This window comes from Streptomyces albiaxialis (assembly GCF_039530985.1).
In the GTDB taxonomy this organism is placed as follows: domain Bacteria; phylum Actinomycetota; class Actinomycetes; order Streptomycetales; family Streptomycetaceae; genus Streptomyces; species Streptomyces albiaxialis.
Genome location: NZ_BAAAPE010000002.1, coordinates 441,267 through 466,706 on the forward strand (window position 1 = coordinate 441,267; position 25,440 = coordinate 466,706).

Annotated in this window: 22 protein-coding genes and 2 pseudogenes; 14 read left to right on the forward strand and 10 right to left on the reverse strand. The window is 72.6% G+C overall.

Translation table 11 applies throughout. The features are described from left to right. Nucleotides 1-183: 183 nt before the first annotated feature. Nucleotides 184-2,364 carry a DUF6351 family protein gene (locus tag ABD343_RS06945; protein ID WP_344525146.1) on the forward strand — a complete coding sequence of 727 codons (2,181 nt, stop codon included), beginning with the start codon at nt 184-186 and terminating at the stop codon, nt 2,362-2,364. 1 nt (nt 2,365) lies between these two features. On the opposite strand, the gene ABD343_RS06950 is transcribed toward ABD343_RS06945, so the two are convergent. Further along, nucleotides 2,366-3,319 (reverse strand): formylglycine-generating enzyme family protein, encoded by a 954-nt coding sequence (locus tag ABD343_RS06950; protein ID WP_344525147.1) that lies wholly within the window; start codon nt 3,317-3,319, stop codon nt 2,366-2,368. A gap of 152 nt (nt 3,320-3,471) precedes the next feature. Between ABD343_RS06950 and ABD343_RS06955 the strand changes: the two genes are divergently transcribed. Both ABD343_RS06955 and ABD343_RS06960 read left to right on the forward strand, forming a co-directional pair. Then, nucleotides 3,472-4,449: a DUF3048 domain-containing protein gene (locus ABD343_RS06955; RefSeq protein ID WP_344525149.1), complete on the forward strand. Its 978-nt coding sequence runs from the start codon at nt 3,472-3,474 to the stop codon at nt 4,447-4,449. A 227-nt stretch (nt 4,450-4,676) separates the two neighbouring features. Then, nucleotides 4,677-5,135 (forward strand): DUF5707 domain-containing protein, encoded by a 459-nt coding sequence (locus tag ABD343_RS06960; RefSeq protein ID WP_344525151.1) that lies wholly within the window; start codon nt 4,677-4,679, stop codon nt 5,133-5,135. 43 nt (nt 5,136-5,178) lie between these two features. Here ABD343_RS06960 and ABD343_RS06965 read toward each other — a convergent pair whose 3' ends face one another. Continuing rightward, nucleotides 5,179-6,048, reverse strand: a complete 870-nt coding sequence (locus ABD343_RS06965; RefSeq protein WP_344525588.1) for a DUF4394 domain-containing protein — start codon at nt 6,046-6,048, stop codon at nt 5,179-5,181. A 286-nt stretch (nt 6,049-6,334) separates the two neighbouring features. On the opposite strand from ABD343_RS06965, the gene ABD343_RS06970 reads away from it, so the two are divergent. Next, nucleotides 6,335-7,576 carry a helix-turn-helix domain-containing protein gene (locus ABD343_RS06970; RefSeq protein ID WP_344525153.1) on the forward strand — a complete coding sequence of 414 codons (1,242 nt, stop codon included), beginning with the start codon at nt 6,335-6,337 and terminating at the stop codon, nt 7,574-7,576. A gap of 12 nt (nt 7,577-7,588) precedes the next feature. Here the strand turns inward: ABD343_RS06970 and ABD343_RS06975 are convergent, their stop codons facing one another. From ABD343_RS06975 to ABD343_RS06985, 3 genes are all read right to left on the reverse strand, one after another. Beyond that, complete coding sequence (locus ABD343_RS06975) at nt 7,589-8,383, reverse strand: SDR family NAD(P)-dependent oxidoreductase (RefSeq protein ID WP_344525155.1); 795 nt, start codon at nt 8,381-8,383, stop codon at nt 7,589-7,591. A gap of 202 nt (nt 8,384-8,585) precedes the next feature. After that, nucleotides 8,586-9,116, reverse strand: a complete 531-nt coding sequence (locus ABD343_RS06980) for an aminoacyl-tRNA deacylase (protein WP_344525157.1) — start codon at nt 9,114-9,116, stop codon at nt 8,586-8,588. Nucleotides 9,117-9,126: 10 nt separating this feature from the next. Continuing rightward, entirely contained in the window at nt 9,127-9,771 is a 645-nt protein-coding gene (locus tag ABD343_RS06985; RefSeq protein WP_344525159.1) for a C39 family peptidase, read from the reverse strand. Between the two features lie 129 nt (nt 9,772-9,900). Between ABD343_RS06985 and ABD343_RS06990 the strand changes: the two genes are divergently transcribed. The 6 genes and pseudogenes from ABD343_RS06990 to ABD343_RS07015 all read left to right on the forward strand — a co-directional run bounded on the left by ABD343_RS06990 (nt 9,901) and on the right by ABD343_RS07015 (nt 15,759). Then, nucleotides 9,901-10,881, forward strand: coding sequence for a pirin family protein (locus ABD343_RS06990; RefSeq protein WP_344525161.1), 981 nt, complete (start codon nt 9,901-9,903; stop codon nt 10,879-10,881). A gap of 313 nt (nt 10,882-11,194) precedes the next feature. Further along, nucleotides 11,195-11,422 (forward strand): trypsin-like serine protease, encoded by a 228-nt coding sequence (locus tag ABD343_RS06995; protein ID WP_344525163.1) that lies wholly within the window; start codon nt 11,195-11,197, stop codon nt 11,420-11,422. A gap of 137 nt (nt 11,423-11,559) precedes the next feature. After that, nucleotides 11,560-12,450, forward strand: coding sequence for a hypothetical protein (locus tag ABD343_RS07000; RefSeq protein WP_344525166.1), 891 nt, complete (start codon nt 11,560-11,562; stop codon nt 12,448-12,450). Nucleotides 12,451-13,080: 630 nt separating this feature from the next. Then, entirely contained in the window at nt 13,081-13,314 is a 234-nt protein-coding gene (locus tag ABD343_RS07005; RefSeq protein WP_344525168.1) for a hypothetical protein, read from the forward strand. A 1,030-nt stretch (nt 13,315-14,344) separates the two neighbouring features. Then, nucleotides 14,345-14,461: pseudogene (locus ABD343_RS07010) on the forward strand (IS630 family transposase); the annotation flags it as partial. A gap of 587 nt (nt 14,462-15,048) precedes the next feature. Beyond that, a complete protein-coding gene (locus tag ABD343_RS07015) occupies nt 15,049-15,759 on the forward strand; it encodes an MOSC domain-containing protein (RefSeq protein ID WP_344525170.1) in 711 nt (236 codons plus the stop codon). A gap of 18 nt (nt 15,760-15,777) precedes the next feature. Here ABD343_RS07015 and ABD343_RS07020 read toward each other — a convergent pair. Next, a pseudogene (locus ABD343_RS07020) lies at nt 15,778-15,977 on the reverse strand (IS5 family transposase); the annotation flags it as partial. A gap of 869 nt (nt 15,978-16,846) precedes the next feature. On the opposite strand from ABD343_RS07020, the gene ABD343_RS07025 reads away from it, so the two are divergent. From ABD343_RS07025 to ABD343_RS07040, 4 genes are all read left to right on the forward strand, one after another. Then, nucleotides 16,847-17,428, forward strand: coding sequence for an Rv1733c family protein (locus ABD343_RS07025; RefSeq protein WP_425578111.1), 582 nt, complete (start codon nt 16,847-16,849; stop codon nt 17,426-17,428). A 40-nt stretch (nt 17,429-17,468) separates the two neighbouring features. Further along, on the forward strand, nt 17,469-17,741 hold the full coding sequence (locus tag ABD343_RS07030; RefSeq protein ID WP_344525174.1) for a cyclic nucleotide-binding domain-containing protein: 273 nt from the start codon (nt 17,469-17,471) through the stop codon (nt 17,739-17,741). 114 nt (nt 17,742-17,855) lie between these two features. Then, the gene (locus tag ABD343_RS07035) at nt 17,856-18,467 is read left to right on the forward strand and encodes a universal stress protein (protein WP_344525176.1); all 612 of its coding nucleotides are present in this window, start codon (nt 17,856-17,858) and stop codon (nt 18,465-18,467) included. A 42-nt stretch (nt 18,468-18,509) separates the two neighbouring features. After that, nucleotides 18,510-18,794 carry a universal stress protein gene (locus ABD343_RS07040; RefSeq protein WP_344525178.1) on the forward strand — a complete coding sequence of 95 codons (285 nt, stop codon included), beginning with the start codon at nt 18,510-18,512 and terminating at the stop codon, nt 18,792-18,794. Here the strand turns inward: ABD343_RS07040 and ABD343_RS07045 are convergent. The 4 genes from ABD343_RS07045 to ABD343_RS07060 all read right to left on the reverse strand — a co-directional run bounded on the left by ABD343_RS07045 (nt 18,748) and on the right by ABD343_RS07060 (nt 25,226). Continuing rightward, nucleotides 18,748-21,147 carry a glycoside hydrolase family 65 protein gene (locus tag ABD343_RS07045; RefSeq protein ID WP_344525180.1) on the reverse strand — a complete coding sequence of 800 codons (2,400 nt, stop codon included), beginning with the start codon at nt 21,145-21,147 and terminating at the stop codon, nt 18,748-18,750. The two genes, ABD343_RS07040 and ABD343_RS07045, sit on opposite strands and share 47 nt — an antisense overlap. Before the next feature lie 3 nt (nt 21,148-21,150). Continuing rightward, a complete protein-coding gene (locus ABD343_RS07050) occupies nt 21,151-21,954 on the reverse strand; it encodes an HAD family hydrolase (protein WP_425578119.1) in 804 nt (267 codons plus the stop codon). Continuing rightward, nucleotides 21,942-24,314: a phosphoketolase family protein gene (locus ABD343_RS07055; RefSeq protein WP_344525184.1), complete on the reverse strand. Its 2,373-nt coding sequence runs from the start codon at nt 24,312-24,314 to the stop codon at nt 21,942-21,944. The genes ABD343_RS07050 and ABD343_RS07055 overlap by 13 nt, the downstream gene beginning before the upstream one ends. 72 nt (nt 24,315-24,386) lie before the next feature. Then, nucleotides 24,387-25,226 (reverse strand): universal stress protein, encoded by an 840-nt coding sequence (locus ABD343_RS07060; protein WP_344525186.1) that lies wholly within the window; start codon nt 25,224-25,226, stop codon nt 24,387-24,389. Nucleotides 25,227-25,440: the final 214 nt, after the last annotated feature.

Here is a 25,440-nt window from a genome sequence, read left to right on the forward strand (position 1 = left end):
GGCGGGTTCCGGCCGCGTCGCGGGGCGGTCGCGCGCGCGTTCACAGGGAACTCCCAGGAGCGGGAGTTCCCGCGAGGGCGTCCCTGCGGGGCCCGTACGCTGAGGCGCGCGGTCCCGACCAGTGGGCAGCGAGGCAGGGCTCCAGGTTCAGGAACAGGCCCAGGAAGCGAGGAGAGTTCCACGGTGGTCTCACCAGGAGGCCCGCGCCCGGCACGGCCGGCCGTGCGGTGGCTGGTCGGCGCGCTGTTCGCCGCCGTGGTCGCCGGCCTGTTCGCGGGCCCGTCGGCGCCGCCCGCCAAGGGCGAGGGCAAGGGACGCCTGAAGGTGACGGCCGTGTCCTCGCGGCCCGGCGTCGTCTCCGGGGACGACGCGCTCGTACGGGTGGACGTGCCGCCGTACGTCACGCCCGGGGACGTACGGGTCGAGCTGAACGGGCGCGAGGTGACCGCCCGTTTCCGCCCGTACGGCGACGGGGGCGATCTGCTGGGCCTCGTACGGAAGGTGAGGCGCGGGGCCAACACGCTGACCGCCTCGGCCCCGGACGCGCGCGGCGGGAGGCTCGCGCTGACCGGCCATCCCGCCACGGGCCCCGTCTTCTCGGGACCGCACCAGCGGCCGTTCGTCTGCGACACCGCCGCCTTCCGGACGGTGACCGGGGAACGGCTGGGCCGTCCGCTCGACAAGGACTGCTCGGTGCGGACCCGCGTCGACCACCTCTACCGCACGACCGGCGGAGAGTTCGTCCCGCTCCCCCGCGGCGACGCGCGGCCCGGCGACCTGGCGACGACCACCACGAGTACGGGCGAGAAGGTGCCGTACATCGTCCGCGTCGAGACCGGCACCCGCAATCGCGGCGTGTACGAGACGGCGGTGCTCCACGACCCTCGGTCCGGGGCGCCCGACCCCCGGCGGCGCGGGCCCGGCTGGAACGGGCGCCTCGTCTACGGGTTCGGCGGCGGCTGCGCGGAGGGCTGGTACGTCCAGGGGCGCCGCACGGACGGTGTCATGAAGGACGACCTGCTGCGGAAGGGCTACGCCGTCGCCTCGTCCTCGCTCAACGTGTTCGGCAACAACTGCGACGACCTGCTGGCCGCCGAGACCGTCAGCATGGTCAAAGAGCGTTTCGTCGAGACCTACGGGCCGCCCGCGTTCACCATCGGCAGCGGCTGCTCCGGAGGCTCGTACCAGACCCATCAGATCGCCGACAACTACCCGGGGCTGCTCGACGGCATCCTCTCCGGATGCAGCTTCCCCGACGTCGGCTTCGGGACGGTCGGCACGGTCAGCGACGCGCTCCTCCTCGACCGCTACTTCGGGAAACGCGCGCCCAAGAGGCTGCGGTTCAGCAGGGAGCAGCAGCGGGCCGTCGCCGGGTTCGGCGAGTGGCGGAGCATCGCGCGCCTCGCCGGGGAGGGCCGCCGTATCGACCCCACGGCCTTCTGCCCCGCACGGCTGCCCCGCGCCCAGCGCTACGCCCGGAAGGGCAATCCCGACGGCACCCGCTGCGACGTGTTCAGCCACGCCGTGAACGTCTACGGCCGCGACCCGGCGACCGGCACCGTCCGCAGGCCGCTGGACAACACCGGCGTCCAGTACGGTCTGCGGGCGCTCAACAAGGGCACCATCGACGTCGACCGCTTCCTCGACCTCAATGCGCGCGTCGGCGGGTTCGACGCCGACGCGCGGCACACGGCGCGCCGTACGGCCGCCGACCCGGAGGCGACCAGGCGGGCCTACCGGACGGGGCGGATGCTCAACGGGGGCGGTGGGCTCGCGGACGTACCGGTCATCGACTACCGGGAGTACACGGACGACGCGCCCCGCGGCGACCTCCACATGCGCTTCCACTCGTTCTCGACGCGGGCACGCCTGGACAAGGCGAACGGCACGCACGCCAACCAGGTCATGCTCGTCCGCGAACGAGGCAGGGGCTTCTCCCTCGCCCGGCTCGTCACCGGCATGGACCGGTGGCTGACCGGTATCAAGGGCGACGAGAGCGGCGACCCGCCGATCGAGAAGATCGTCCGCCACCGGCCGGAGAAGCTGACGGACGCGTGCTGGACGCGCGGCGAGAAGCCACGGAAGATCGCCGAGCCGCAGATCGCGGGCGTCGGCACGACGGCCTGCAACACCCTGTACCCGGTGTGGCCCTCGCCCCGCATGGTCGCGGGCGCGGGCGTGGCGAACGACGTCGTCGTCTGCCGCAAGCGCCCGGTGAACCGCGCCGACTACGCGGTGGAGTTCACGGACAGGCAGTTCGACAGGCTGCGCCGCGTCTTCCGCGACGGCGTCTGCGACTGGTCGAGGCCCGGCGCCGGACAGCGCGGCCTCGCCGGTACGTGGCAGTCGTTCGGCCCCCGCTGACTCACCTTCCAGGGGCCCGGACGACGCGGAAGCCGACGTTCCCCGAGGTGCTGTCCGGGGTGTTGGCTGTGCGTGCGGAGACGCGATAGCGGTCGCAGTACGAGGCGTGGCACAGGTACGAGCCCCCGCGCATCGCCCGGAGACCCGGCGTCTCGGGGCCCCAGGTGCCGGCGGTCCACTCCCAGACGTTGCCGGAGACGTTGAACAGGCCGAAGCCGTTGGGCGGATAGGCGTGCACCGGGGCGGTGCCGGCCCAGCCGTCCTCGGCGGTGTTCCTCGTCGGGAAGGAGCCCTGCCATATGTTGCAGCGGTGCTCGCCGCCCGGCGTCAGCTCGTCGCCCCACGGATAGCGGGCCTGGTCGAGGCCGCCGCGCGCCGCGTACTCCCACTCCTCCTCGGTCGGCAGCCGTCCGCCGTCCCAGTCGCAGAAGGCGCGGGCGTCCGTCCAGCCCACGTGGCAGACCGGGTGGTCCCAGCGGCCTTCCAGGCCGCTGCCGGGGCCCTCGGGGGCGTCCCAGCGCGCGCCTTCCACCCCGCACCACCAGGGGGTGGCGTCCGGGCGCGGGGAGATCTTGCGCAGCCTGCCGGGCAGGAAGCGCGCGAAGACGTAGCTCCAGCCGAAGCGTTCGGCTTCCGTGCGGTGGCCCGTGGCCTCGACGAAGGCGGCGAAGCGGGCGTTGGTCACGGCGTACGCGTCCACCGCGAACGCGGACACGGTCACCTCGCGCACCGGCCCCTCCCCGTCGCCGGGGTTCGCGTCCCGGTCCTCGCCGCCCATCCGGTAGGTCCCGCCGGGCAGTTGGACGCGTGTCCGGTACGCCGCGGCCGCGTCGTCCGGCGCTCCGCGCACGGCCGCCGTACGCGACGGGGCGGACGTGGACTCGGGCCCGGTCCCGGTCCCGGGGCGCGCGGGGGCGCAGCAGGCGCTGACGGCGGGCACGGACTCCTCGGGCATGCGCCGAGCGTAGGGGACGGGACAACTGCCCCGACTGCGGCGGGGTATTGACGTGGGAGGACGGCGGCGGTGGGGTGGCTTCCCCAGCCGGATGTCCCCCACGATCTTTCCCCGACGATCTCTCCCCCCAACTTCCCCCCACAGGAGGCCCGTTGTCCACGCAAGACAGCTCACGCCGTACCCGCCTGGTGGCCGCGCTCGCCGTCGTCGGCGGGCTCACCGCCGTCGTCGCGACCACGCCGTCGTTCGCCGCGCCCGAGGACGCCCCGCCCGCGCCGGAGCGGCGGAAGGCCGCGTACACCTCGCCGTTCACCGGGCTCCCCGCGAAGCAGAACCCCGTTCTCGCGGTGAAGATAGACAACCACAAGGACGCGCGCCCGCAGACCGCGCTGGAGGACGCGGACATCGTCGGCGTGGAGAAGGTCGAGGGCGGCCTCGGCAGGCTGTTCGCGGTCTACTCCAGCAAGTACCCCGACTCCCTGGGCCCGGTGCGCAGCGCCCGGGAGTACAACGTCGAGCAGATGCGCATGTTCCAGCGCCCCGCGCTCGCCTACTCGGGCGCGCGCGAGGCGGTCGTGGACAAGATAAACAAGTCGCCGCTGTACGGCGTCTCGCACGACGACCACCCGGGCGCGTACGAGCGCGGCGGCGACAACGAGCCCCCGCACAACCTCTACGGCCACCCCGACAAGCTCCTCGCCGAGGCGCCGGAGGCGAGCAAGGCCGACGACATCGGCTTCCGGTTCGGCGACGAGCCGGACGGCGGCAAGCCGACGGACGAACTGACCGTGGACTACGGCGCGTCCACGACGACCTTCACCTGGTCCGCCGAGGAGGGCCGCTGGCTGGCCTCCTTCGACGGCGAGCCCGCCAAGGGCACCTCGGGCGAGCGGCTCGGCGGCAAGACGGTGATCGTCCAGAAGACCGACATGCCGCCGGACTCCAGCGGCGAGACGCCGTACATCAAGACCGTCGGCAGCGGCGAGGCGACCGTACTGCGCGACGGCAAGGCCTTCACGACGACGTGGAAGCGCGGGAGCGCGACGGGCGACACCACCTTCACCCTCCCGGACGGCAAGCGGATGCCGTTCGACCGGGGCCAGGTCTGGCTGGCCTACGAGGAGAACTGAGGCCCGCCCGGCACGGTAGGGCGGGCCGAACGCCCCGAACGCTCTACCTCTGGTTGGAGAATGCGTTCATCCTTCGGCCCGAGGCCCCGTGCCGACCGGCGAGCCTATTCTCGATCACATCGCGGAACACGGAGAACTCCGGGGAATTCCCGGCGGAGTGTTCCACGCGGTGATTGAGAATTCGCGGACGCCGGTCCGCGTGGTTTCCGTTCCGAGGAGAATTCTTCATGAACAAGCGCATCGTCATCCGGTCGTTCATCACCGTCGCCGTCGGCGGGGTCGTCGCCGGAGGGGTAGCCCTCGGCAGCGCGTCGGCCTCCGGCCCCACCGAGCCGACGTTGGAGGAGAGCGAGGCCCGTTACGTCGCGCCCTCGTCCGGCACCGAGGGGTCGGTCACCTTCACCGCGAAGGTGCCCCACGACTCGGGGATCTCGGACCTCAAGGTCCTCGCCTGGCCGAAGAGTTCGGGCCTGAAGCCGAAGGCCGCGGAGATGGCGGACGCCGAGAGCGCCACCTGCGAGGCGTCCTCGGACACGACGTCCACGTGCACGTACACCCTGAAGGCCACCGCGGAGGAGGCCGCCGGCCTGGAGAAGGGCACCTGGCACGTCTCCGTCCTGGCGAAGGCCGAGGACGGCGGCACGCGCTTCGTGCCGGAGGCCGCCGACTTCGAGGTCACGCGCTGAACCGGCGGGGACACGGGCACGTCCCCGCGGCCCCGCGCCGGGCTCAGCTCCCGGTGAGGGAGACGGCCAGGTCGGTGATGTTCAGGGGGAACTTGCCGACGGCGGTGGGCGTGCCGGTGAGGAGATCGACGGTGTAGAGCGTCGGGGTGCTCGCGCCCGGCGGGGTCAGGGCGGCGAAGGCGGTGTTCGTGACCGTCTTCCCGCTCGACAGCTTGCTGAAGATGTCCAGGCCGGCGTTGGCCCCGGCGTCGAAGCCGAGGGAACCGGTCGCGGAGAGCGTGCCGTTGTTGGCCGGGGCCTGGATGACTGCCTGGTCGTTCTTGGTGTCGATGTCGAAGAGCGTGGTCGCCGTCGCCCCGTTGAGGTCGTTGTTGGTGTACGCGGCGGCGGTGACGCCCCGCGAGGGCCCGGTGGCGGGCGGGGTGGTCAGCACGGTGTCCTCGACCGTGGAGTGGTCGTTCAGGTTGTGCCGCAGGTTCTGGCCGTTGTCGCTGATCACGCGGAGCCGGTCCGCCGCCGGGTTGAAGTCGACGCCGAAGTTCGTTCCGTACAGCGCCACCTGGAGCTGGGAGACCTTGGTGACGACGACATCGGTGGTGACCGGCGGGGTCTTGATCGTGTAGATGCCGCCCTGGTCGCCGACGCCGTACATCAGGCCGTCCTGCGCCCGCTGGTCGATCCCGACGAGCTTCTGGTCGCCGTCGAGGCCGACGACCTCCCTGACCCAGTCGAGCACGGTCGGCCGGTCGGTGGTGAACGTGGCCATCAGTGTGCCGTCGCCGGTGATGCCGAACGCGCGCAGGGCGGGGGCGGCGGAGGACGCGGCGGACGGTGCGGCGCCGGGCGGCGCGGGGGCGGGCGCGGCCGATCCGGTGCCCGGCGCGCCCATCACGAGCGCGGCGGAGGCGGACATGGCCGCGAACACGGCCGCGGTTCTCTTTCTGGTGCGAGTTCTCATCGGGGTTTTCATCGGGGTTTTCCCTCCCGTTCGGACGAAGAGGCCGATTCCAGGGCCCCCATTAAGCCCTCGCCCCCGGGACCCGACAAGCGCGGCGGACGGGAAGAATGCCGGGCGCGTGGAATTGTGCGCACGGTGACAAAGAACGGCGATGACGCGGCTTCAGCGGTTCACGCGAAGTGATAAACATCGTCCGGTTTTCACCTGTCCAACCTTCCCCGGAATCAGCATGCTCGCCGCCATGGGAAGCCTCTTCGCCGAACTGGCCCGCCGGGTGGCGGACCACGCCCGCCGGGAGGTCGAGGCGTACGTCCGGGAGATCCCGGAGTTCGCGTTCCTCGACGGCGATCCCCGGGCCAGGGCCGAGGCGCTGGAGCACGCCGTGTGGCTCAGGCGCCGCACGCTCGTCCTCTCCCCGGGCAACAGCGCGCTCGGCGCGGACGATCTCGCGCACATCGCGTCGATGGGCGCGGCGCGCGCCGAGGCGGGCATGTCACCGGCCGCCCGGCAGCGGGTGCTGCGCCTGCACACCGCGCTCATGCTGCGCGAGATCAACGAGGCCACGGAGGCCCAGCGCGACGGCGGGGTGGACGAACTCATGCGGATGATGGGCTGGTTCGCCCCGCAGGGCGAGCGCGGCATCGGCGCCTACAGCCAGGGCTTCGCCACGGTCCTGTGCCGCAGGCTGCCCTACGCCGAGCGGGTCGCCCTGCTGGCCCGCTCGCTGCTCACCCACGACCCCCTCGCGGCGGAACTGGCTCCCGCGCTGGGCATGGAGCTGCCCGACCACGGCGCGGTGACCGTGATCCGCGTCCCCGGCCTGCCGCCGGCGCCGCCGGGGCCCGTGCTGGAGGGCCTCGTCGAGTCCCTGGCGCGGACGCACCGCGTCCCGGTTGTGTGGTGCCCCGACGAGACCGGCGGCGGAGGCGGCGAGCTGATCGCCGTCGGCCCCGGCACCGCCGAGGCCGTGCGGCTGCACGCCGTCCCCGACCCCGCTCCCGCGCTCGTACGGGACGCCGTGCAGGCCCTCGGCCGCCCCTGCGCCGCCGGGACGGCCACGGCGCCGCTGCCCGAGCTGGCCGACGCGCTCGCCCTGGCCCGGCGGATCAGCGCGGCGGCCCCGCCGCGGCCCGCCGCCTCCGGCCGCTCCGGGCACTCCCTGCGCCCCGGGAACTCCGGGCACCCCGGGCCGTACACGCTGGCGGACGTCTTCGTCGAACTCGCCGTCGCGGACGCCCCGTCGGTCGACGCCTGGCTGCGCACGGTGGCCGGGCTCCTCACCCGCGGCCCCGATCTGCTCCTCACCCTCGACGCGTACTACCGCCACGACATGAACCGCGTCGCGGCGGCGGACGCCCTCAACGTCCACCCGCGCACCCTCGACTACCGGCTCCGCCGCGTCCGGGACCTCACCGGCCTGCACCCGGGCTCGACGCACGGCGTACGGGTCCTGAGCACGGTCGTCGCCCGCGCCCTCGCGTGAGCCGTCCCGTCATCAGGGCAGGATCGAGTCCACGTAACCGCCGTCGACGCGCAGCGCGCCGCCCGTGGTCGCCGAGGCGAAGGGCGAGCTGAGGTAGACGACCATGTGGGCGATCTCCTCGGGCTCGATGAGGCGCTGGAGCAGCGACTGCGGCCGGTGCTCCCGCATGAACGCGCGCTGGGCCTGGTCCCAGGGCAGGTCCTTGTCGACCAGCTCGTAGACGAAGTCCTCGACGCCGCCGGTGTGCGTGGGGCCGGCGATCACGGAGTTGACGGTCACCCCGGTCCCCGCGGCCTCCTTCGCGAAGCCCCGTGTCACGGAGAGGAGGGCCGTCTTGGTCATCCCGTAGTGGATCATCTCGGCCGGGACGACCACCGCCGAGTCGCTGGCGATATTGAGCATCCGCCCCCAGCCCCTGCCCGTCATGCCCGGCAGATAGGCGCGGATGAGCTTGACTGCGGTGAGGACGTTGACCTCGAAGTAGCGGCGCCACTCCGCGTCGTCGATCTCCAGGGCCGGACGGGCGCCGAAGACGCCGAGGTTGTTGACGAGGATGTCGGTCTCCGGCAGCCGTTCGAGGACCTCGGCGCAGCCCTCGTCGGTGGCGAGATCGCCGGGGACAGCGAGGGCCCGCGCGTCCTCGACCTCGTCGCACAGCCGGTCCACGGCCGCCTGGGTCCGGCCCGGGTCGCGCCCGTTCACGGCGACGCGCGCCCCGGCCCTGGCGAGCCCGGCGGCGATGGCCGCGCCGATGCCCTGGGTCGAACCGGTGACCAGAGCCGTCTTGCCTTCGAGGGAGATCCGCATGCTGGGCCGTGCTCCTTACGTGGTCGCGACGTCGCCGGGAGGTCGCCGGGACGTGGCCGGGTGCGTTGCGTGCGCTGGGCGAGTGCGCTGGGCGGGCCCGGCGCGCCGAGGAGCGCGCCGGGGCCCAGGCCCAGTCTGCGACAGCGCCGGGCGGGCACGGTGGACCGGCGTGCCCGCAGCTCGCGGCGGCGTCGGACACCCCCTAGCGCTGCTGTCCGGGGGTGCCGGGACTGTCGCGGACATCGGGGATATCGGCGATGTCCGCGGTCCTCGCGCCCGGGACGGCCGCGAGGAGGTCCGCCGCCGCGATCTCGATCGTGCTGTCGCGGTGGCCGCTGCCGCAGAAGACCTGGGCGTGCCCGGCCGTGGCGATCGTTCCGTCGTAGACGACCGTGGCCGAGGAATCGGCGGAGACGGGGCAGACGCCGCCCGGCTCCATCCCGAGGGCCGCCAGCCGCCCGGCCCCCGCGGGCCTCAGCTCCGCGCGCCGCGCCCCGGCGGCCCGGGCCAGCGCCCCGTACCTCAGCCGCGCGTGCCCGGGCACGGCGGCGAGCAGCAGCCGGTCGTCGCCCGTCACGAACGCCAGGGTCTTCACGGTCCGCTCCACGCCGATCCCCAGCGCCGCGCATACCTCGCCCAGCTCCGTACGGTCCGGGTGCTCGTGCAGCTTGAAGACGGCTCCCCGGGCCTCAAGGACCTCCGCGGGGGCGGCCGTTGACGCGTCCTCTGTCATACGGGCGAGGCTACAGCGTGCGGCCGTCCGGCCGGTCCGCCAGGAGCACCCCGCGACCTGCGAAGAAGCGGTCCAGCTCGGGCCAGGGGACGGCGAACGCGCGCTGGGACTCGCCGGGGAAGCCGGACGGGTTGTGCACGTACAGGTGTTCCTCGTCGGCGGCGACGGCGAGCACGAGGTGGCCGCCCTTGTGCGGCGGTGCCGGGTCGAGCGTACGGAGGGAGGGGTGCACGGAGAGCATCGCGAGCCCTCCGGAGTCCAGGTGCGCGCGGACCTCGCGCGGGCTCAGCCCGGGGCGGGAGACGGCGCCGAGGCCCCAGCGGGCGCGGGCGTGGACGGCGAACGGCGCGTAGATCAGCCCGTCCAGACGCCCGTCCTCGTGCCGGACGTACGCCCCGGCCTCCTGGCACTCGCGGGCGAGGGAGACCGGCGGTGGGGCGGTGCCGCGCCAGTGGTCGAGGGCCATGCGCAGACAGGCCATGCCGCACAGCCGCCACGACCAGTACGCGTAGTCGTCGGGGGTCTCCGCGCCGGACTTCTGCCAGAGGGGGTCCTCCTGCGCCGGGAGCCGCCCGGACACGATCTCGCCCACCAGTTCGGGCGACTCCCATTGGGCGTAGTACGGGACGGACGTGACGTGCGGGGTCTCGGGCATGGCCCCAGTCTTCCGCACGCCCGCGCGGCACCGCCCGCTCGGGGCATGAACCCGCCGGTCAGGGGCGTCTTGTGCGAGCATGACGCCACCTGTCCCGGTATCCGGTTCGAGAAGGCGAGCGTGCGCACGATGAGCAACACGGAGGCACGGCCCCAGGAAGTGCGCTGCACCGGCGGCACCGCCCCGGACGACGCCCACGGCCATCCGCCCGTGCAGATCCTCGAACCCCGCGACGTCCCCCTCGGCGGCGTACGCGCCATGGCCGTGCGCCGCACCCTCCCCCAGCGCGCCCGCTCGCTGATCGGTGCGTGGTGCTTCGCCGACCACTACGGCCCGACGGACGTACGGGCTGGCGCGGGCATGGACGTACCGCCGCATCCGCACATCGGCCTCCAGACGGTGAGCTGGCTCTTCAGCGGCGAGATCGAGCACCGCGACAGCCTCGGCACCCACGCGTTCGTACGCCCGGGCGAGCTGAACCTCATGACCGGCGGCCACGGCATCTGCCACTCCGAGGTCTCCACCGAGCGGACGGCCCTGCTGCACGGCGTACAGCTCTGGGTCGCCCTCCCCGGCGACCACCGCGACGCGCCCCGCGCCTTCCAGCACCATGTTCCGGCCCCCGTCGAGCACGCGGGCGCGACGGTCCGCGTCCTCCTCGGCAGCCTCTGCGGACAGACCTCGCCGGTGGAGACCTTCACCCCGCTGCTCGGCGCCGAACTCCTCCTCCCCGCACGGGCCGAGCTGAGCCTCGACGTCGACCCGGCGTTCGAGCACGGCGTCCTCGTCGACAGCGGCACCCTCGGCCTGGAGGGCACGGCCCTCGCCCCCGCCGAACTCGGCTTCACACCCCCGGGCCGCGACCGCCTCCACCTCACCAACACGGACGACGCCCCGGCCCGCGTGATCCTCCTCGGCGGCGAACCGTTCGAGGAGGACATCATCATGTGGTGGAACTTCGTCGGCGGTTCGCACGAGGACATCGTGCAAGCGCGAGAAGACTGGATGGCCGGACGCAGATTCGGCGAGGTCACGGGCTACGACGGCGCCCCACTCCCCGCTCCCCCACTCCCGAACGCCACCCTGAAACCCCGGAGTCGGCCAAGCTGACCAGGCATTTCTTCGCCAGCAGAGCCTCGGTGGATCGGGGTACGAAGGAGTGGCCCCCCGAAAAGCTCGTCCAGGCCGCCGAGCTTGGCCATCTGGCGCTGTGGCTACGGTGGAGCCGCACCCTGTCACTCAGCCGATCCCACCCACGGTCCGGCTCATCCGAGCTCAAGTGCTCAGACGCACCACGCTCACGCGGGCCAAGGTCCGCTCGCTCCAGCCGGACAACTGCGGGGAGCAGGCTGGTTCGCGCCCGGCGGCGCCCTAGGTGCTGAGGCGGACCGACGGCCGACTTCTACCGGCCCCCAAAGAGGTCGTGACCGTCGATATCGACGGCGCCAAGCTGAAGAACATGTTCGAGTCGGACGTCTGCGCACTCGGGGGCGACAGCGGAGGACCGGCACTCCGCGGAACGACGGCCCTGGGTCTCCTCTCCGGCGGTAGCGACGAGACGAAGGGCACCTCCTCCTCCAGCGGCACGTACCGGAACTACTTCACGCCGGTGCAGAGGGTGTTGGAGCAACGCGGTCTCCGCGTCTACTGACAGACGCGTCTGCTCTGCCGCAACCGATGGAACACATCCTCGGCCGGCCCCGTCATAGCGACAGGGCGGTCGGCCACACCATTCTTCCGGGAGGTCACATGCGGGCAAGGGTCTCTCGCCCCCTCAGTCTGCTTGTCGTGGTTGCCTTATCCGCCGGCCTGGGAGCCCTCTCCGGTTGCGGCAGCCAGCAGGAACCCGGGGACGGTGCACGGGACGTCGGCACCGCCACCAACGCCGCCTCCACAAAGGCCCAGGCGCACCGTGCCCGGCAGGTCGCCGCCGCCTGGGACGGATCGGCGGCAGCCGCCGCGTGGCGCTCCGGCTACCACCCCATCGACGAGGTGGTCCAACTCCCGCGAGGAGGACTGCGGGACGCCGCCGACCGCCGGGCATTCAGGGACCACCGCTTCGCCCTGCGGGCGAAGTTGCCCAGCGCGGGTCCGGCCGAGGGCCGGGTGGCCTGGGAGCGGGGCGGCTCGCTCACCCGGCCCCTGGAGGGAGCCAAGAAGGCCTACAACTCCCTGGCCGACACCCGGAAGAAGGCCGAGCCCTCCCTGACGGTGACCGAGGTGAAGCTCGGCACGATGCGCGTGGCCACCAGCCGCGGAACCGCGACGATCCCGGCCTGGCTGTTCAGCCTCGACGGCTACGACTCCCCCTTGAAACGAGCCGCCGTCCGCCCCTCGCAACTCCCCCGGCCCCCCATCGGGCGCGACGGAGACGTCCCCGGACTCCCGCTCCACCGCCTCGTCCGCGTCTCCCCCGACGGACGCGCGGTGAGCGTGGTCGCTCTCCACGGCGCCTGCGACGACGGCGCCGCTGTGCACGTACGGGAGACCTCCGGCAGCGTGGTCCTCTCGCCCTCCGTCAAGGGTCAGAGGACGGGGCCCTGCACCAAGCAGGCGAAGTTGCAGAAGGTGACGGTGACGCTGGACCGGCCCGTGGGCGACCGCGTGCTCCTGGACGCCGTCACCGGCAAACCGGTCCCCTACAAGTCACCGCACAGGCCCTCGCCGAGCTGGAGCTGAACCGCGACACCGCCGCTACCGGTAGCAAGCCCACGCTTGGTCGTCAGGCGAAGTGAACCCGGCCCTCCAGCACCTCGGTGGCCGCCCTCGCCTCCGCGCGCTTCGCCGGGTCCACGCGGGCCCGGTGCCACAGGAAGCCCACCACCCCCTGTACTTTCGCGCCGCTCGCAGCCTCCGTCCGGGGCCCGGGCGAAGAAGGAGTCCGGGGCCTATGGGAGTTCGGGTGACCTCGGAGGTCGAGTCGAGTCCTCCGGAGTGGTTCCCGGCGATCTGGATCGCCGTCGAGACCTGTGCTCCGCACCGAGGACTACGCGCCCTCCGACTGGCCGACGCCGGACCGCCCCACGGCACCCAGCTCACACCGCAGGACCTGGGCGCCGACGGGTTCGCCCCGGCCCGTTGGGCTCGGCCTCGCCCTCCCCCGCACCGTCCACCGTCTCGGCCAGCCCCGCCCCGGCGCCCACGCCGGATGGTGGCACTCGCTGACCGACCGCGCGTACCGGACGCCGAGCGGGCCGAGAAGGCCGCGCGGACCACCCGCGAGATGCCCGAGAAGCGCACCGTCCAGCCCGCCGCGACGACCGCACAGGCCGCCGGCGAGGCACCGCAGGGGAGGGCGCCGGTGGAGCGGTGCTGCCCCGGGGCCAGGCCGGCCACGGCCTCGATCAGGACAAGACCGCCGCGTCCTGCGCCCTCGCCCCAGGCCAGGTCGCCGAGCACGCCGGGCTGCTCGTCGCCGCCTACTGGCTCGTCGAGGCCAGATCTCCCACGGGCTGCTCCGCGGGCGGCTCGCCAAGCGCGCCCTGCCGCTCGGCGGACTCCTGTCGGTACGGACTGTGCGTGAATTCCCACCCCGACCAATAGCTCCCAGACTACGAGGCCGGGTTCTCCCGGCTGGGAGAAAGACCCGACCTCGTTGCGCTTAGCCCAGGATTCCGGTCACGCTTTGCCGAACCGCCACGTAGAGTCGCAGCCACCCCACGACTTCGACGAGTACTGCCCTGTGCAGGCCAGGATGGCTACGGGCCGTCCTTCCGGAATGCTCGCATTCCACGTCTCCGAATCCCCGGATCCCCGGTGAGCCCATACCTTCCGGTCGTGGGAGTTGCCGTTCTCCCACGGGTAGATATCGACGAGCAGCACACCGGAATCGCCGTCGATACAGCGGTCGCGAGCAGTGAACTTCTCACCCACCGGCCAGAACCTGCCGTCCGCCGGATCAGCGCAATCGCTGTTGTCCGCAGCGGTACTATGCGCCCACTCGCCCGCATGAGCGGGTGTCATGGGAAATGTCAGCGCCGCTGCCAGGGCAGGGGCGAGGACCAGTAATCTTCGAGCGTTCCTCATACGCCACTCCTTCAGATGGCCGGGCGAACGCGAAGTGGCTCCCTGGCGGCGGGGCTTGGGACTCGCTCGTGTTCGAGGCCCCGCTGCGGCGCCGTGCGGCAGACGCCACGCCTTGGTCCACACCCCTCCGACGAGACAGCACGGCCGGATGTGACACCGCGAAGGCCGAGGGCGACGGCCAGGGATCGAGTGAGAGAACTTGATGCGCTTCTCGGACTAGCGCATGACTGGCTGGTGCCGCGTCAGGCGACGTTCGCGCTGGAGATCACGGCGCGCGTTGAGTGTTCTACGAAGCGCCGGACTGTGTGCCCGTACCCGTCAAGTCACGCGCCCAGTTGCGCACGAATGAGCGCGTCGAGTCGCTGCCATGCCGGCGACGAGGCGTTCACCGTGTCCTGGATAAGGGCGGGGATCGCGGACGCGGCGTCCACCAGCTCAGGCAGTTCGTTGGGTCCGTAGCGGTCCCGGACCGCCTTGGCGATCCGGCGGGCGAGGTTGTCGATGCGGGGATCGTCGGCGTTGAGGTCGTGCGCGTGGTCGTAGTCGAGACGACATCAGCCACGAGTGCCTGCGCATCCCGCTCCGAGAGGAAGGCGTCTCCTTTCAGCAACTGAGGGCCTGGAAGACGTCGCGCGATCCCGACTACGAGGCCGAACCTACAAGGACGGCCTCTCGGCCCCCACAGAGCGATCGGGGTGAGACTGGCCCTCCCTTACCAGGGAATTCCGGCAGGCCCAGGCGTCCCGATACTCCCCCGTCTTCCGGTGCTTGAGCGGGCCATACGCTCCCTCGGACCTCACGACCTGCTCGGAGAGGTCCCCGGCTCCCCCTCGTAGCAGCCGATGCCGCCCGGGAGTGAGCTCGCGCTGCCCCACCTGGACCAGCACGCCGAGGCCCGGCACGTCATGGCCTCGGCAGCCACCGACGTGGAGGCGACCGGACTGCGCCGCGCTGAAAGCCGGGAAGGGGCTGCGGGCGGAGCAGTTCCCTACGGCCGAGCGCGAGGCTCGCATGGGGACCGAGCACGGGCCCGGTGGGCCTGGAACCGCCCCGAGCAGACCGCCCACGCCCTGCTGGACACCTGCCGCGCCAGCCCCGGCGAGGTCCCGGGCTGCCCGTGATCCGCACGATCGTCACCGCGCTGGACGAGCGGCATCCGCACACCAGCGGCGTGAGCGCCTCGGGCACCACTACCAGAGCGCGTTTCGAAAGTACGTACGCCTGAGCCCTGGCCTGCTGTAGTTTGCCCGGATGACGGATGTGGCGGGCGTGGTCGAACGGATCTGGCGTTATCCGATCAAGTCGACTGGCGGCGAGCGGTTGTCGCGGGTGGATGTCGACGTCAGGGGGCTACTCGGCGATCGTCTCTTCGCGGTGCGTGATGGCGGGGGAAAGTTCGGCTCGGGGAAGAACACCCGCCGCTTCCGCAGAATGCCGGGCCTGTTGCAACTGCGCTCCCGATATGTGGACGGCGTCGGCGAACCGGAACTGCTGGATCCACACGGCGTGGCCGTCGTGGATCCGACTGCCTATGTCCGTCGTTATCTTGGCCGTGACGACGTCGAAGTGGCCCGTGAGAGCTCCGTCTCGCACTTCGACCAGCTTCCTCTGAGTGTTCTGACCACTGCCACCCTCGATTGGGTGCGCTCAGCGGTGCCGGGTGTTCCCGTCGATGAGCGGCGTTTTCGGCCGAACCTCTTGGTCCGCACCCCGCCCGGCACCCCTCCTTTCGTGGAGGACGAATGGTTCGGGAACAAGGCGCGGATCGGCAACGTGCTCTGCGTGGAGTTCGTGCGGTCGAGCGAGCGATGTGTGATGACCAATGAGGCTCAGCAGGATCTGCCTCACTCGTCGTCGGTGCTGCGAGTCATTGCCGATGCGCACGAGACCCGGCTGGACGCGCTGGCTACGGTCGCGTCTCCTGGGCCGGTGCAGGTGGGAGACGCTGTCGCGCTCGTCTAGCGGCGTTCTGAGAGGTCGTCATAGCCACTCGTCGATGGCTGCGACAGGGACGGCTGCTTCATAACGGACCGCGAGTTTGTCGTATCGAGTGGCGACGGCTCGGTGGCGTTCGAGGCGGTTGATCCCGCACTCGACCGCATGACGCTCGCGGCAATCGACCAGGTCGAAATGTGGAGGTCGGCCACCGCGGAGCCGAGCTTCTGGCGCCCCCGCGTCTGGAGGGGATATATCCACCGATTCGATCGCCTCATGCAGTCCGCCGCCGGTGTAGGCGCGGTCGATGCGCTGCGGCCCGCCCTGACCGGACTTGTGGTGACCGGCTGTCGCCGCGAGCGCGTTGGACTGGTCGAGAGCGTCGGCGGCGTGCTGAGCGCAGTCGGTCGTCACCACCCCGCCGACGGTGACCTTCAGCGGATCGCCGGGCAGCTTTGCCCGCCGCTCGCCCAGGACCTCAAATGCGACCGCGCGCACCTGTCACGGCCGGAGGAACCGCCGCTCCAGGTCTGCCCCGTCCACGTCCGGCCCGAGCTGCAACCGCGCCCACTTCTCCCGCTCCGGCGGCACCATCACCCACAACTCCTCCGGCAGCACCCTCCGCGGCGTACCGTCACCCGCGCTTGCGCCTTCCCGTAGTACGCCGTCCGGTACACGTTGTTCGCCGCCAGGTACGAGAACGCCTTACGGGAGGTGACCGCCAGCTCCAGCCGAGACCGGATCGCCTCGACATGCCGCTCGACATCGTCATACAGCAGCTCGATCGGACAGATAGAGGCGATGCGCGTGTCCGAGCACATCGCGGTCCCGAGGCCGCTCGACGTGAACGGGCGCGACCCTCGCGTCACGGCCCTCGACGCCGACGGCACCGACCATCGACCTGGTGACGGTCTCCCGGGAGTGGCCGGGAGAGATCCTCCAGGGCTACGGGCTCGACGCCGAGGAGCGCTGAGCTTCCGTCCGTGCTGCTCAGGACGCAGGGCCGAGTGGCCCGGATCGGATGCCGAAGTGCCCTGCGGTGTTGGCCCGTTCGGTCGCTGTCCGTACCGGCCCCCGGGACGCACGGTTCAGGGAGACGAGAGGAGGGGAAGCCATGCGTGCCACTGGATGGCGTTGGCGTTGGAACCGGGGGACGCTGTGCCGGCCCTGGGACGTCAGGGACGCCTGGTTGGGGTTGTTCTGCGGGCTCGCCCTGGTGCTGCTCGTTCCGGCGGCGGGACTGGCGGCCGGGGTCGCGGTCTACGGCGTGGAGTCGGCGGCCCGGCAGGAGCAGTTGGCCACGCGCCACCCGGTGCCCGCGACCCTCCTGGAGGACACCCTCGGCCCTCTGTCGCGGACCGCCGACGACTACGGCAACGTGCCCGCGCGGGCGCGCTGGCGCACGACGGACGGCCGGACGCACACCGGGACCGCTCGCGTGGCCTCGGACCGGTCGAAGGGGGACCGCGTGCGCATCTGGCTCACCCCGCAGGACCGGCCCGCTCCCCCGCCCAAGCCCTGGAGCGAGGTGTGGAGCGCAGCCCTCGTCACCGGCCTGGTCGGTTCGGCCCTCGCCGCCGCGCTCGTGGTGGGCGTCCGCTGGCGGCTCCGGTCCCGGCTGGACGAGGCCCGGCTGGCGGCGTGGGCGTACGAGTGGGAACTGATCGGTCCGCGATGGAGCAGCGGACGGCTCTGACGCCCGCGCCCGGCCGCACATCTCACGAAAGGCTTCAGCGATGACCACGACATTCGTCCGGCGAGGATTCCTCGGCTGTCTCGCCCCCGCCCACCGGGCGCTGCTCATGGAGTACGCCAAGGAGACCTCGTTCCCGGCCGACGCCACGCTCTTCGAGGAGAGCGCCCCGGCCGACCGCTTCTGGGTCGTCCGGACCGGCTCGGTCACGCTCGATGTCCAGGTACCCGGCCTCGGGCCGGGGGCCGTGGAGATCCTGGGGCCCGGCGAACTGCTCGGCTGGTCGTTCGTCCGCCGACACCGCTGGCTGCTGTGACGCGCGGGCGATACGGCGACGGCCCGGTCCCCGTACGTGCACGGGACCGGGCCGCCGCCGCTGCCCGAGTTCGACGGGATGACGAGATGACGCGTGGTACGGAGGTGACCTGACATGACACGGACGGTTGTTGTCGGTACGGACGGTTCCGCACCGAGCCTGGCGGCGGTGCGGTGGGCGGCCGGGGCGGCGTACGCCCACGGGCTCCCGTTACGGGTGACGCATGTGGCGCCCCCGTCGGCGAGCGGGTCGCGGGGTGGCGACGAGGGGGCGGGCCCGCCCCCGTGGCACGCCGCGCGCGAGCGGATGGTGCGGGAGGTCCGCGCCCGCCTGGACGCCGAGCACCCCGGACTGCACACGGCCGGGGACGTCATCAGGGACGACGACGTGGCCGGCGGTCTGGCGTCCGCCGCCGCCTGGGCGGAGCTGCTCGTGCTCGGCACGCGCGGCGAGGGCGGGTTCGACGGTCTGCTGCTGGGCTCCACCGCCCTTGGCGTGCTGCGCCGGGCACCGTGCCCCGTCGCGCTCGTCCCACAGGTGACGGCCGAGGAGCCGCCGCTGTCGTGCGGGCCCCTGGGACCGGAGGTCGCGCTGGGGCTCGACGCACGCGAACCGGACCACGAGGCGCTCGCGTACGCCTTCGGCGAGGCGGCCCTGCACGGACTGCCGCTGCACGTCGTCCACGTCTGGGACCTCGTCCCCCGGCACGACCCGTGGCAGCCCTAGGGACCCGCCGAGAGGGACCGCGGTTGCTGGGAGGCGGAGGAGATGGGCGCGTTGAGCGCGGTGCTGCGGCCGTGGCGGGAGAAGTTCCCCGGGGTGACGGTCGTTCCGGACGTCCGGCGGCTGAGCCCGGCGAGGGCGCTGGTGTGGGCGTCGCGGCGCGCCGACCTGCTGGTGGCCGGCTTCGGCAGGGAGGCGGCGTGGGGCCCGGTGGTCGACGCGCTCGCGCACCACGCCCGCTGCCCCGTCGTCTTCGTCCCGTCCGCGTCCGCCCATCGGCCGATCAGCGGGGCAGGGCGAGACGGGCCGTCTCCCCGGGCGCCACGGTGACCGTGCGGTCGTGGAGACCGACACGCAGCGGCGCGTTCGCCGTGGACGGCAACGACACGTCGAGCGCGCCGGCCGTGACCCGCACGCCGATGCCCCAGAACTCCCGGAAGCGCACGGAGAACCCGTACTCGCACAACTGCGGCAGTGGTGCCGGGTCCAGGTGCAGGGTGCCGTCCCTGAACTCCAGCCCGGTCAGGCCGCGCTGGACGAGGTCGAGAGTGCCCGCCATCGCCCCCAGGTGGATGCCCTCGGGTGTCGTGCCGCCCTGCACGTCGGCGACATCGCCGGTGAGGGCCTCCTCGACGTGCGTCCACGCCTCGGGGCGGCGCTCGCGGGCGAGCAGCCAGCCGTGGACCAGGCCGCTGAGGGTGGAGCCGTGGCTGGTGCGCGGCAGGTAGTGGTCGACGGTACGGCGCCACAGGCCGTCATCGAGCCGGTATCCCAACCGCGCGAAGAGGGCGGCGAGTTCGCGGGGCGGGAAGAGGAAACCGAGCATCAGGACGTCGGCCTGCTTGGACGCCTGGTAGCGGTTGACGGTGTCCCCCTCGGCCTCCAGGATCCGGTCGAGGCGGCGGATGTCGCCGTACCGGGCGCGGTAGCCCTCCCAGTCCAGCTCGGCCAGCGCTCCGTAGCCCTCGAACTGGCTGATGACGCCGTCGTGGAACGGCACCCGCAGGCGCCGGGAGACGTCCTCCCACCGCTCCAGCTCCGCCTCCTCCAGGGCCAGGTCCTCGAACAGATGCGCCTTGCGCGGGGCGGGGAGCGTGCGGCTCAGCTCCACGGCGCGGGCCAGCACCCAGGCGGCGGTGACGTTGGTGTACGCGTTGTCGTCGAGGCCCGGCGCCGCGGCGTCCGGGTACGCCTCGTGGTACTCGTCGGGGCCCACCACGCCCCGGATCCGGTACCGCTCCTCGCCCGGGTCGTACTCCGCGCTGTCCGCCCAGAAGCGGGCGATGTTCAGCAGCGTCTCCGCGCCCTTGGTGTGCAGGAAGCCCAGGTCGCCGGTGGCCTGCGCGTAGCGCCACACGTTGTAGGCGACGGCCGAGCCGACGTGCCGCTGGAGGCATGAGCTGTCGGGGAGCCAGCGCCCGGAGCGCGGGTTGAGGTGCAGGGTCTGGGTCTCCTCGCGCCCGTCGCTGCCGCTCTGCCAGGGGTACATGGCGCCCTTCCGCCCGGCCTCGCGCGCGGCACGGCATGCGGCGGGCAGGCGGCGGTGCCGGTAGGTCAGCAGGGCCCGCGAGATCTCCGGAAAGTGCAGGTTCAGATAGGGCAGGACGAACAGCTCGTCCCAGAAGACGTGACCCCGGTACGCCTCGCCGTGCAGCCCGCGGGCCGGGACGCCCGCGTCGAGCTCGGCAGTGTGCGGGGAGAGCGTCTGGAGGACGTGGAAGAGGTGCAGCCGCAGGATGCGGCCCGCCTTCCCCGGCACGTCGAGTTCGGCGCGGTCCCACAGGTGCCTCCAGGCCCGGCCGTGGGAGGCGAGGAGGTCCTCGAATCCGGCGGCCGTTCCCGCCCGCTGGCAGGCGGCACCGCACGGGTCGCCGATCGCCGGGTCGCGGGAGGTGAAGAGCGCCACGGTCTTCTCCACGGTGACCGGCACGCCGGGGCGTAGCGCGAAGGACAGGCGCCGCGCGGCCCGCCCACCGGACAGGTCGGTGCGCGCCGCCCCGCCGGGCGCGTCGGCGCGGGTGCGCGCCGCGAGCGCCACGCCGATGCCGGAGGCGGAGGTGCGGCAGGTCAGCCAGACGGTTCCGGGGTCGGCGGAGTCCTCGCCCGTACGGACGTCCGTCAGGTGGCGTCCTTCCAGATCCCGGTAGCGGGCGACTCCGGCATTGACGACCGTGCCGTCGAGGGCGGATTCGGCCTCCAGCCGCATCGGGCCGCTTTCGGCGGTGAACGTGGTGCGCAGCGCCGCCAGGTGCGGATCTCCCATGTGCACCAGGCGGCACTGCTCGACGGCCAGCGGTCCCTGCGGGGTGTCCAGCCGCAGCCGCCGCGTCAGGGTGCCGGCCCGGAGGTCCAGCACCTGGTGGTGTTCGAGGGGCGGGTGCGCGTCCGGCGTCCACCAGGGGCCGGGTGGTCCGTCGTCCGGCGGCAGCGCGCGGAAGCGCAGCGGCAGCCAGTCGGGCAGATTGACCATGTCCTCGTTCTCCACCTCGCGGCCCGCGACGGTGGAGACGAGCCGGTTGTAGCAACCCGCCGCGTAAGTGCCCGGGTAGTGGGGCGGTCCCGCGCCGGTCTCGGGGGCGGCGCCGCGGGTGGCGAAGTAGCCGTTGCCGAGGGTGCACAGTGCCTCGCGCAGGGGCTCCTCGGCGGGGTCGTAGCCCTCGTACTCCCAGGTCCAGTCGGTCACCGTTCACTCCTCTTCCTGCGCGTCGTCGAGTTCCCGCGCGTTGTCGAGCAGCTCGGCGAGATCGCGTACGACGAGGTCGGCGCCGTGGGAGCGCAGGTCGGCGCCGCTGGTGGGGCCGGCCGACCGGTCCACGCCGACGACCAGCCCGAAGCCGCCGCGCCGCCCGGCCGCCACGCCCGCCAGGGCGTCCTCGACCACGGCGGCCCGCTCCGGGGCCACGCCCAGCCGCGCCGCGCCCTCCAGGAACAGTGCGGGATCGGGCTTGCCGGGGAGCCGGAGCCGCGCCGCCTCCCCGCCGTCGACGACCGTGCGCAGCAGGTCCGTCAGCCCGCCGCGGTCGATCAGTTCGCGGGCGTGGCGGGAGGCGGAGACCGCCGCGCACGGCACTCCCGCCCCGGCCAGAGCGCGCAGCAGCCGCAGGGTGCCGGGCCACGTCGCGACGCCTTGGGTGTGCAGGCGCTCGACGAAGAGGGATTCCTTGCGCGCGGCGAGGGCCGCGACGGTCGTGTCGCCCGGCGGGTCGTCGGGCTTCCCGGGCGGCAGCGCGATCCTCCGGGACGCGAGGAAGGCCGCCGCGCCGTCGAGGCGCGACTTGCCGTCGACGTGGAGGCGGTAGTCCTCCGCGTCGAACGGCCTGAAGCGCCTCGCGGAATCGGCGTCGCCGGGCTGCCGGGCGGCCACGCGGAGGAAGGCGTCGAACGCCTCCTTCCACGCGGCGGCGTGCACCCGCGCCGAGTCCAGCAGGACGCCGTCGGTGTCGAACACCACGGCGCGCGCCTCGCTCAGCGGCCCCTTCACGGGGTCCAGGTCCAGTCGGCGACCTCGGGCAGGTCGGTGCCGTGCTCGCGGATCCATGCCTGGTGCCGGGTGCGGGTGTCCTCCATCGTCTGCCGTACGCCCGCGGCCCGTACGGCCAGGCCGGGGACACGGTCGATGACGTCCATGACGAGGCGGTAGCGGTCCAGGTCGTTGCGCACCACCATGTCGAAGGGCGTGGTGGTCGTGCCCGACTCCTTGTAGCCGCGCACGTGCAGGTGCGGGTGGGAGGTGCGGCGGTAGGCGAGGCGGTGGATGAGCCAAGGGTAGCCGTGATAGGCGAAGATCACCGGCTTGTCGCGGGTGAACAGCGCGTCGAATTCCGGCTCCGTCATCCCGTGCGGGTGCTCCTCGCGCGGTTGGAGGCGGGCGATGTCCACGACGTTGACGACGCGCACGCCGAGCCCCGGAAGGTGTTCGCGCAGCAGTTGGGCAGCGGCGAGTGTCTCCTGGGTGGGTACGTCGCCCGCGGCGGCCAGCACCACGTCGGGCTCGCGGCCCTCCTCGACGGTGCCCGCCCACTCCCAGATGCCCGCGCCGCGCGCGCAGTGGGCACGGGCCTCGTCCATCGTCAACCAGTCGAAGCACGGCTGCTTGCCCGCGACGATCACGTTGACGTAGTCGCGGCTGCGCAGGGCGTGGTCGGCCACCGAGAGGAGGGTGTTGGCGTCCGGCGGGAAGTAGACGCGGACGACGTCCGGGCTCTTGTTGAGGACGTGGTCGGGGAAGCCGGGGTCCTGATGGGAGAAGCCGTTGTGGTCCTGGCGCCACACGTGCGAGGTCAGCAGGTAGTTGAGCGAGGGGACGGGCCGTCGCCAGGAGAGGGACCGGGAGATCTTCAGCCACTTGATGTGCTGGTTGACCATCGAGTCGACGATGTGGATGAACGCCTCGTAGCAGGAGAACACCCCGTGGCGGCCGGTGAGCAGATATCCCTCCAGCCAGCCCTGGCATACGTGTTCGGAGAGAATCTCCATGACGCGGCCGTCGCGGGCGAGGTGTTCGTCCACGGGCAGCGTCCCGGCCTGCCACGCCTTGCCGGTGGCGCGGTAGAGATCCTGAAGGCGGTTGGAGGCCGTCTCGTCCGGGCCCACGACACGGAAGTCACGGCGCTCGGCCGTGTCCCGCATGACCTGTTCGAGCATCGCGCCGAGCACCCGCATGGGTTCGTGCATCGTGCCACCGGGCTTGTCCACGGTGACCGCGTACCGTTCCAGCGGTGGTACGGGCAGGGCTCGGGTGAGCAGCCCACCGTTGGCGTGCGGGCTCGCCCCGAGCCGCAGTTCGCCGCCGGGGACGCACGCGAGGACCTCGCCCCGGGGCGCGCCGTCCGTGTCGAACAGCTCCTCCGGGCGGTACGAGCGCAGCCACCTTTCCAGCTCGCGCAGGTGCCCGGGGTCCTCCCTGACCTGCCCGAGCGGCACCTGGTGCGCACGCCAGGTGCCCTCGACGGGCACCCCGCCCACCTCGGCCGGCCCCGTCCAGCCCTTGGGCGTACGCAGCACGATCACGGGCCACGCCGCACGCTCCGTGCGCCCCTCCTCGCGGGCCGCGCGCTGGATCGCGGCGATCCGGTCGAACGCCAGGTCCATCGTGCGGGCCATCGCCCGGTGCACCTCGCGCGGGTTGTCACCCGTGACATGCAGGGGCTCGTGACCGTATCCGCGCAACAGCGCGTCGAGCTCGGACTCCGGGAGGCGGGCGAGGACGGCCGGGTTGGCGATCTTGTAGCCGTTGAGATGGAGGATCGGCAGGACGGCCCCGTCGTGCACCGGGTCCAGGAACTTCGTGGAGTGCCAGGACGTCGCCAGCGGCCCCGTCTCCGCCTCACCGTCGCCGACGACGCAGGCCACCACCAGCTCCGGGTTGTCGAACGCCGCGCCGTAGGCGTGCGCCAGGGAATAGCCCAGTTCACCGCCCTCGTGGATCGAGCCGGGCGTCTCGGGCGCCACATGGCTGGGCACCCCGCCGGGGAAGGAGAACTGCCGGAAGAGCCGCTCCATCCCGGCCGCGTCCCGGCCCACGTCCGGGTACGTCTCGCTGTACGTCCCCTCCAGCCACGAGTTGGCCAGCACCGCCGGTCCGCCGTGCCCGGGGCCCCATACGCACAGAGCTTTCCGCGCGCGGGCGCGGACGACGCGGTTGAGGTGGGTGTGGACCAGGTTGAGACCGGGCGAGGTGCCCCAGTGGCCCAGCAGCCGGGGCTTGACGTGCTCGGGGCGCAGCGGCTCGGTCAGCAGCGGATTGGACAACAGGTAGATCTGGCCGACCGACAGGTAGTTGGCCGCGCGCCAGTGCGCGTCCAGCGCCCGCAGCTCGTCCTCGCTCACGTCGGCGGGCTCGGCGGCCACGAGAGCACCGCCTTGGCTCGTACCGGGCGTCTCCTGCACAGGGTTCCTCCACGAAAGGTCAGAGAAGAAGACTCAGATGTGTTCGGGCACGACGGCGACCGGGCACGCGGCGTGGTGGAGCAGGGTGTGGGCCACCATGCCGAGCTGGCGCCCGAAGTGGCCCTGGCGACGGTGCGCTCCGACAATCACGAGGTCGGAGTCCTCGGCGGCGTCGAGCAGCACCTTGCGTGCCGTTCCCTCGACCACGTCCTGCCGGACCGTGACGGCGGGGTGTTTGCCCGCCCATGCGCGCAGCGCGGTGTCCAGCACGCTCCATGCCTGGTCCCGGTGGGCGAGGGCGGGATGCGCGGCGACGAGCGGCACGTCTCCCAGCTCGTGCGTGGGACAGCGCCAGGCACGCAGGGCGCGTAACTCGCAGGCGCGTTCCTCGGCCTCGCGGAAGGCGAACCTCACGGCCCCCGCGTCCCGGTCCTCGCCGACGCCGAGCGTGACCCGGCGGAAGGTGCCCTGGCGGTGGGGCGCGTCGCCGCGCACCACGACCACCGGGCAGTCGGCGCGCGAGGCCAGCTCCAGGCTGACCGAGCCCAGCAGCAGCCCACGGATCTCGCCGCGCCCCCGGGAGCCGGTCACCACGGCGCAGGCGTTGCGGGCCTCGTCGAGCAGCGCCGCGACCGGTTCAGCGGCGACGGTGACGGTGTCCAGGCCGAGCGCGACGCGCCCCTGACGGGCGCGTTCGGCCGCCGAGGCGAGAACGGACTCCGCCTCTTCCCGGTCGGCGGTCTCCGCCGCGTGGACCACGCGCAGCGTGGTGCCCCGGCGCAGCGCCTCGTGCGCCGCCCAGTCCAGCGCCTGCAGACTCGGTTCGGCGCCGTCCACCCCCACGACCAGGGGAAGCCGGTTGGGTCCCTCCATCGCGCTCACCACCTCTCCACAGGCCGCGCTCCGCCGTTCATGCCTTCCTCCGGCACCGTCGCACCTCCGGGGAGGCGGGCTGGAGGGGCGATTCGGCCTCCCTTCGAGAGCCGGTCGGCCCCCCGCACGGCACCGTCCAGCCCTGGAGCGCGCACCCCCCGCGGACGGACGCTCGACATGGGAGAACCGCTCCCCGCCGTGTCGGCCCACGCCC